The organism is Pseudomonas sp. BW16M2 (assembly GCF_014268865.1).
GTDB lineage: Bacteria > Pseudomonadota > Gammaproteobacteria > Pseudomonadales > Pseudomonadaceae > Aquipseudomonas > Aquipseudomonas peradeniyensis.
On sequence record NZ_JABWRI010000011.1, the window covers coordinates 179,038 to 186,375 of the forward strand.

7 protein-coding genes are annotated in these 7,338 nt (G+C 66.3%); 1 reads left to right on the top strand and 6 read right to left on the bottom strand.

What is annotated here, in order from left to right; genetic code table 11:
* Positions 1–13: 13 nt before the first annotated feature.
* The 6 genes from hfq to HU735_RS12990 form a co-directional block, all read right to left on the bottom strand.
* A complete protein-coding gene (gene hfq / locus HU735_RS12965; protein WP_028688261.1) occupies positions 14–274 on the bottom strand; it encodes an RNA chaperone Hfq in 261 nt (86 codons plus the stop codon).
* Between the two features lie 94 nt (positions 275–368).
* The gene (miaA, locus tag HU735_RS12970; RefSeq protein WP_186713832.1) at positions 369–1,340 is read right to left on the bottom strand and encodes a tRNA (adenosine(37)-N6)-dimethylallyltransferase MiaA; all 972 of its coding nucleotides are present in this window, start codon (positions 1,338–1,340) and stop codon (positions 369–371) included.
* Position 1,341: 1 nt separating this feature from the next.
* Positions 1,342–3,243: a DNA mismatch repair endonuclease MutL gene (gene mutL, locus HU735_RS12975; protein ID WP_186713833.1), complete on the bottom strand. Its 1,902-nt coding sequence runs from the start codon at positions 3,241–3,243 to the stop codon at positions 1,342–1,344.
* Positions 3,240–4,670, bottom strand: coding sequence for an N-acetylmuramoyl-L-alanine amidase (locus HU735_RS12980; protein WP_050707079.1), 1,431 nt, complete (start codon positions 4,668–4,670; stop codon positions 3,240–3,242). Before HU735_RS12980 ends, mutL begins: the two co-directional genes overlap by 4 nt.
* A 12-nt stretch (positions 4,671–4,682) precedes the next feature.
* Positions 4,683–5,156 (bottom strand): tRNA (adenosine(37)-N6)-threonylcarbamoyltransferase complex ATPase subunit type 1 TsaE, encoded by a 474-nt coding sequence (tsaE, locus tag HU735_RS12985; RefSeq protein WP_186713834.1) that lies wholly within the window; start codon positions 5,154–5,156, stop codon positions 4,683–4,685.
* Positions 5,144–5,995 (bottom strand): NAD(P)H-hydrate dehydratase, encoded by an 852-nt coding sequence (locus tag HU735_RS12990; protein ID WP_186713835.1) that lies wholly within the window; start codon positions 5,993–5,995, stop codon positions 5,144–5,146. Before HU735_RS12990 ends, tsaE begins: the two co-directional genes overlap by 13 nt.
* 64 nt (positions 5,996–6,059) lie before the next feature.
* Between HU735_RS12990 and queG the strand changes: the two genes are divergently transcribed.
* The gene (gene queG / locus HU735_RS12995; protein ID WP_186713836.1) at positions 6,060–7,124 is read left to right on the top strand and encodes a tRNA epoxyqueuosine(34) reductase QueG; all 1,065 of its coding nucleotides are present in this window, start codon (positions 6,060–6,062) and stop codon (positions 7,122–7,124) included.
* The last annotated feature ends 214 nt before the right edge of the window (positions 7,125–7,338 follow it).

The window sequence follows — 7,338 nt, forward strand, 5'->3', positions numbered from 1 at the left end:
GCTCCTACTTTTTTCAAGCGTTGCCTTGCTCGCTGTCGCCGTGATCGGCATCGGACGGGCTTGGCAGGCGAACCGGACGGGCAGGTACGACAGTCGAAATGGCGTGCTTGTAGACCATCTGGCTGACGGTGTTCTTCAGCAGCACAACGAACTGGTCGAAGGATTCGATCTGGCCCTGCAGCTTGATCCCGTTGACCAGATAGATCGAAACCGGGACTTTTTCTTTTCTCAAGGTGTTCAAGTAAGGGTCTTGTAGCGAATGCCCTTTTGACATATGCCGCACTCCTGTAAGGATCAATAGTAGAAAATCAAGAAAATCGATAAATTATGCCGCCCGTCCGCAAGAATAGACGGCATTTGGCAGGGACTCAGCTCAATATGGAGACGGTCCCCAGGTATTTCAAGGTGCGGGACAGATTGTCGCAGGCCAGGCTATCCAGCCAGTGCACGCCTTCCCAGCCGCGCAACCAGGTGAACTGCCGCTTGGCCAGCTGGCGCGTGGCAATGATACCGCGTTCTCGCATCTCATTCTCAGTCAGCTGACCGTCGAGATAATCCCAGACCTGTCGATAGCCCACTGCCCGTATAGACGGCAGTTCCGCGTGCAAGTCACTTCTGGCCCGCAGCGTTCGGACCTCGTCGACGAAGCCCTGTTCCAGCATCTGCGAAAATCGTAACGCAATTCGCTGATGCAAAATGTGACGATCTGTAGGAGCAATCGCCAAACTCGCGACAGTATAGGGCAAATGCCCGCCCGCGCCTGCGTCTGCAGCGCTACTTTCCGCGAATTGACGCTGACGGTGGGCGGTCATGGTCTGGCCGCTGACCCGATACACTTCGAGCGCACGGATCAGTCGCTGCGGGTCATTCGGATGGATGCGCGCCGCCGATTCCGGGTCCACCTCGGCCAGCTGTCGGTGCAGTTCGGCCAGGCCCAGTGTGGCGGCCTGGGCCTCGAGTTCGGCGCGTACCGCAGGGTCCGCCGCCGGCATGTCGGCCAGGCCCTCGATCAGCGCCTTGTAATAAAGCATGGTGCCGCCGACCAGCAGCGGGATCTTGCCGCGCGCGGTGATCTCGGCCATGGCCTCGAGGGCATCGGTGCAGAACCGCTTGGCCGAGTAGCTTTCGGCGGGATCGAGGATATCGATCAACCGGTGCGGGTGGGCCGCCAGCAGCGCTTTGGAGGGCTTCGCGGTGCCAATGTCCATGCCGCGATAGACCAGCGCCGAGTCGACGCTGATCAGCTCGCAGGGCAGCACCTTGGTCAGTTCGATTGCAAGATCGGTCTTGCCGGCCGCCGTCGGCCCCATGAGGAATATCGCCGGGGGTTTCGCACTCATCTCATCGGCCCCGCAGGAACAGCTTGTCCAGGTCGTCCAGGCCCATCTGGGTCCAGGTCGGCCGGCCATGGTTGCACTGGCCGCTGCGCTCGGTGTTTTCCATGTCGCGCAGCAGCGCGTTCATCTCCGGGATGGCCAGGCGTCGGTTGGCGCGCACCGCGCCGTGGCAGGCCATGGTCCCGAGCAGCTCGTTCAGGTGCGCCTGGATCCGGTCGCTGGTGCCGTATTCCATGAGGTCAGCTAGCACGTCCTGGACCAGACGGTTGGCCTCAGCCTGCTTGAGCAGCGCCGGGATCTGGCGGATCGCCAGGGTTTCCGGACCCAGGCGCTGCAGTTCGAAGCCCAGGCGCTGGAACCACTGGGCGTGCTCCTCGGCGCAATCGGCCTCACGCTGGCTCAGCGCCAGCGACTCGGGCACCAGCAGCGGCTGGCCGCTCAGACCTTCGCTGGCCATGGCCACCTTCAGGCGCTCGTACATGATCCGCTCATGGGCGGCGTGCATGTCCACCAGCACCAGGCCCACGGCGTTCTCGGCGAGGATATAGATACCCTTGAGCTGCGCCAGGGCGTAGCCCAGCGGCGGGATGTCGCCCTGGCTTTCCGGCAGCGTGCTCGGCGTGGCGGCGGCGTTGTCCAGCGGCGCGTAGAACTCGCGGTAGACCGCCTGGGCCTCGCCGACATTGACCGGCTGTGCGGGGCGCGGGCTGTACTGGTACTGATAGCCGGCACCAGAACCGCCGGAGGAAAAGACCGGACGCGCCTCGCCCTGGGGTTGCTCGAGCACAGGTGACGCCAGGCGCATTTCGCCTTGCGGGCCGAACTCGCCGGCCTGCAGGCCGCTCGGGCGAAGCATCTCGCTGGTAGCGGCAGGCGCGGCGAGCTGGTCTTCCGGGCGCACGTCGGCCAGGGCGCGGTGCAGGGTGCCATAAAGGAAGTCGTGGACCGTGCGCCCTTCGCGGAAGCGCACTTCGTGCTTGGTCGGGTGCACGTTGACATCCACCCCGGTCGGGTCGCACTCGAGGAACAGCACGAAGGTCGGGTGGCGGCCATTGAACAGCACGTCGCGATAGGCCTGGCGAACCGCGTGGGCGACCAGCTTGTCGCGCACGGCGCGGCCATTGACGAAGAAGTACTGCAGGTCGGCCTGGCTGCGCGAGAAGGTCGGCAGACCGACCCAGCCCCACAGCCGCAGGCCGTTGCGCTCGACGTCGATGGGCAGCGCCTGTTCGAGGAAGCCCGGACCACAGATGGCGCCCACGCGCCGGGCCCGGGCCATCTCGTCGGCTGCTTCGTGCAGGCTGAAGATGGTCTTGCCGTTGTGGCGCAGGTGGAAGCCGACGTCGAAGCGCGCCAACGCCAGGCGCCGGATCACTTCCTGCAGGTGATCGAACTCGGTCTTCTCGGCCTTGAGGAACTTGCGCCGGGCCGGGGTGTTGAAAAACAGGTCGCGCACTTCGACCGAGGTGCCGACCGGATGCGCGGCGGGCTGCACCCGTGGCGTCATCTCGCGCCCTTCGGTTTCCACCTGCCAGGCTTCGCTGGCGTCGGCGGTGCGCGAGGTCAGGGTCAGGCGTGCCACCGAGCTGATCGAGGCCAGGGCCTCACCGCGAAAACCGAGGCTGAGCACACCTTCGAGGTCTTCCAGCTCGCGGATCTTGCTGGTGGCGTGACGCGCCAGGGCCAGCGGCAGATCGTCCGGGGCGATGCCGCTGCCGTTGTCGCGCACCCGCAGCAGCTTCACGCCACCCTGCTCGACCTCGACCTCGATGCGCCGGGCACCGGAGTCGAGGCTGTTTTCCAGCAGCTCCTTGGCTACCGACGCGGGGCGCTCGACCACCTCGCCGGCGGCGATCTGGTTGGCCAGCCGCGGGCTGAGCAGCTGGATACGCGAGCCGCCACTCATTGCTGGGACGCCAGGGCGGTGGTGGGGATGTCCAGGTGCTGGCCGACCTTGAGCTCGTCGGTCTTCAGGCTGTTGCTGCTGCGCAGGCTGGCAACGCTGACCTGGTAGCGCACCGCGATCATCGCCAGGGTCTCGCCGGGTCGCACAGTGTGCTCACGCGGCCCCTGGGCGATCTTGCCACTGTCACGCAGCCAGGCGATGTAGGTGCCTGGTGGCGGGTTCTGCTGGAAGAACTGGCGCACGCCGGTGTGGATCGAACGCGCCAGCGCCTGCTGGTGGCTGCGGGTCGCCAGCTTGGCGGCCTCGTTGGCATTGGAGATGAACCCGGTCTCGACCAGGATCGACGGAATGTCCGGCGATTTCAGCACCATGAACCCGGCCTGCTCCACACGCTGCTTGTGCAGCGGCGTGACCCGTCCCATGTTGCCCAGCACCTTCTGCCCGACGTTGAGGCTGGAGCTGAGGGTGGCGGTCATCGACAGGTCGAGCAGCACGCCGGCGAGCATGCGGTCCTTGTCGTCGAGGCTTACGTTGCCGGCACCGCCGATCAGGTCGGAGCGGTTTTCCGTGTCGGCCAGCCAGCGAGCGGTCTCGGAGGTGGCGCCACGGTCGGACAGGGCAAACACCGAGGCGCCAAAGGCGGCCTTCGACGGCGCGGCGTCGGCGTGGATCGAGACGAACAGGTCGGCGCCCTTCTTGCGAGCGATCTCGGTGCGCTTGCGCAGCGGGATGAAGTAGTCGCCGGTCCGGGTCAGCTCCGCGCGGTAGCCCTTCTCGGAGTTGATCTGGCGCTGCAGCTCCTTGGCGATATCCAGCACGATGTCTTTTTCGTGCTGGCCGCGCGAGCCGGACGCACCCGGGTCTTCGCCGCCGTGACCGGCGTCGATGGCGACCACGATGTCACGCTTGCCGGCCGGGGCTGGCGGCAGCTTGATCGCCGGCTGCGCCGGGGTGACCGGCACCGCCGGCGTGGTGGCCGGTGGCTGCGGCGTCGGTGGCGGGGTCGGGTTGCTGGCGGCGACGGCGTCGGCTTCCTGGTCGTACAGGTCGACCACCAGACGGTTGCCGTACTGGGCGTTCGGCGCCAGGACGAAGCTTTTGGGCGAGACGGCCTTCTTCAGGTCGACCACCACGCGCAGGTCGGTGGGCGTGCGCTGGGCCGAGCGCACGCTGGTGATCGGTGTGTTCGAGGTGGAGACGTTCAGCGGCGCGCCCAGGGTGGCGCCGTTGATGTCGATCACCAGGCGATCGGGTGCGGTCAGGGTGAAGACGCTGTGCTGCACAGGCCCGGACAGGTCGAAGACCAGCCGCGTGTTGTCCGGAGCGCGCCACAGGCGCATGCTCTTGACTTGAGTGACGGCCAGAGCGTCAACGGTCACCGCGGTCAGCAGCAGCCCAACGACGGCGACCAGTGCGCGTATGCGCATACCTTTCCCCACTTACTGTTTGAATTCTTTGGCCAGAACGGCACACCAGGCTTCGCCGCGTGCCCCCTGCGGCGACAGGTTCAGCGAACGTCCGCCCGCTTGCGGGCTTATGGTAATGGTCAGGTCGGGCTTTGGCAAAACGCCCGCGCCTTTGTCGGGCCATTCGAACAGGCACAGCGCATCACCCTCGAAATAGTCGCGAATGCCCAGGTACTCCAGTTCCTCCGGATCGACCAGGCGATAGAGGTCGAAATGGAAGGCGCGAATGTCGCCAATTTCGTAGGGTTCGACCACGGTGAAGGTCGGGCTTTTCACCGGGCCTTCATGGCCCAGGCCACGGATCAGGCCACGGGACAGCGTGGTCTTACCGGCGCCCAGGTCGCCTTCGAGAAAGATCACGCCATGACCTTGGGTCACTTCGGCCAGCTTGGCGCCAAAGGCGACGGTGGCTGGCTCGTCGGCCAGAAACAGGGTTACACCTGACACGCTGAATGCTCCTCCAATAATGCTCTAATGACCGGGACCAGATCGCTGGCCGCCAGTCCTCTGCCTTTGACACCCAGGCGCTCGCCCGCGCAGGCATGCAGCCATACGCCCAGGCACGCAGCCTGCCAGGCGTCCAGCCCCTGGGCCAGCAACGCCGCCAGCACGCCGCTGAGCACATCGCCCAGCCCGGCACCGGCCATGGCCGGATGCCCTCGCCCGCACTGCGCCAGCTGCCCGGCCGGGTCGGCCACCAGCGTGCCCGCGCCCTTGAGCACGCAGACGCTGGCATAGCGCCGCGCCAGCTTGCGCGCGGCGCCCGGCCGGTCGGCCTGCACCGCCTCGGTGGAGATGCCCAGCAGCCGCGCCGCCTCGCCCGGGTGCGGGGTGAGGATGCTGCCGCTGGGCAACGCCAGTGGCGCAGCGGCCAGCAGGTTGAGGGCATCGGCGTCCCATACCTGCGGCAGATGCGCAGGGGTCACCGCCGACAGCAGGCTGCGGCCCCAGGCCGCCTGGCCCAAGCCGGGGCCGACCACCAGCACCGTGGCCCGTGCGAGCGGGCCGAGCAACTGGTTGGCCGAGCTCACGCCCTGCCACATCACCTCCGGCAGGCGGGCCAGCCCTGCGCCGACGTGCTCGTCACGGGTCGCGACGCTGACCAGGCCGGCGCCGCAACGCAGCGCCGCCTCGCTGCTGAGCATGACTGCGCCGCCGGTGCCCAGGTCACCGCCGATCACCAGCACATGGCCAAAATCGCCCTTGTGGGCGTCGGCGGCGCGGGGTGGCAGCCCGGCCAAGGTCAGGCTGCTGAGCAGCAATGGGGGGTGTTTGGTCTGAGGCATGGGGTCAAAGGCTCCGATGTCTGGCAGAATTATACGCACCTCCGCTTGTAATGCTTGTTCATCCATGTCCGCCAACCTCCCAGACATCGCCTCACTGGCCCAATCGATCAAGGATTGGGGCCGCGAACTCGGTTTTGCCCATGTCGGCATCGCCGGCGTCGACCTTGGCGAACACGAACAGCACCTGCAGCGCTGGCTGGCCGCCGGCTACAACGGCGAGATGGAGTACATGGGTGACCATGGCCACAAGCGCTCGCGCCCGGCCGAGCTGATCCCCGGCACGCTGCGGGTGATTTCGTTGCGCATGGACTACCTGCCCGGCGACACGCAGATGGCCAAGCGCCTGGCGGAGCCGGAAAAGGCCTACATCTCGCGCTACGCCCTGGGCCGCGATTACCACAAGCTGGTGCGCAAGCGCGTGCAGCACTTCGCCGACCGCATCCAGGAGGCCATCGGCCCCTTTGGCTACCGTGCCTTCGTCGACAGCGCCCCGGTGCTGGAGAAGGCCCTGGCGCAGGAGGCCGGCCTGGGCTGGATCGGCAAGAACACCCTGTTGCTCAACCGCAAGGCCGGCAGCTATTTCTTCCTGGCCGAGCTGTTCGTCGACCTGCCGCTGCCGATCGACGGCGTGCAGGGCAGCGATCATTGCGGCCGCTGCCAGGCGTGCCTGGACATCTGCCCGACCCAGGCGTTCGTCGGGGCCTACCAGCTTGATGCCCGACGCTGCATCTCGTACCTGACCATCGAATTGCGCGGTGCCATTCCACTGGAACTGCGGCCGTTGATCGGTAACCGGGTGTTCGGTTGCGACGATTGCCAGATCGTCTGTCCTTGGAACCGTTTCGCCAAGACCACTACCGAAGACGACTTCATGCCCCGCCGGGGGCTGGACAATATCGAGCTGGCCGAGCTGTTCCTGTGGGATGAAAAGCGTTTTCTCGGCTGCACCGAGGGTTCGCCCTTGCGGCGGGCGGGGTATGAGCGGTTTTTGCGTAACCTGGCGGTGGGGCTGGGGAATGCGCCTTCGACCATTCCCGTGTTGGAAGCGCTCAACGCGCGGCGGGATGATCCTTCGGAGCTGGTACGCGAGCACGTGGAGTGGGCGCTGGCTCGCCACGACGCCCTTTGACGCGTGCTGCCTCCGGCTTTGGCTTTGCTTGGCTTTGCTTTGGCGATCAGAAGATTAACACCACAGCCCACTAGCGACAGCTGCGTCAGCCCAGGCGCCGCCCGTACTTTCGCGACTTCAGGAGGCCGAACGCAGGCCTTGCGGAGGGAGGTGACGGGCATGGATGCCCGTCAAGCGCTGGGGCCCAGGATGGGCCCTGCAGCGCGGTCCTCCC

Coding starts and splice junctions, on each gene's coding strand:
- hfq (WP_028688261.1), bottom strand. CDS start 274: ATGTCAAAAGGGCATTCGCTACAAGACCCTTACTTGAACACCTTGAGA.
- miaA (WP_186713832.1), bottom strand. CDS start 1,340: ATGAGTGCGAAACCCCCGGCGATATTCCTCATGGGGCCGACGGCGGCC.
- mutL (WP_186713833.1), bottom strand. CDS start 3,243: ATGAGTGGCGGCTCGCGTATCCAGCTGCTCAGCCCGCGGCTGGCCAAC.
- HU735_RS12980 (WP_050707079.1), bottom strand. CDS start 4,670: ATGCGCATACGCGCACTGGTCGCCGTCGTTGGGCTGCTGCTGACCGCG.
- HU735_RS12990 (WP_186713835.1), bottom strand. CDS start 5,995: ATGCCTCAGACCAAACACCCCCCATTGCTGCTCAGCAGCCTGACCTTG.
- queG (WP_186713836.1), top strand. CDS start 6,060: ATGTCCGCCAACCTCCCAGACATCGCCTCACTGGCCCAATCGATCAAG.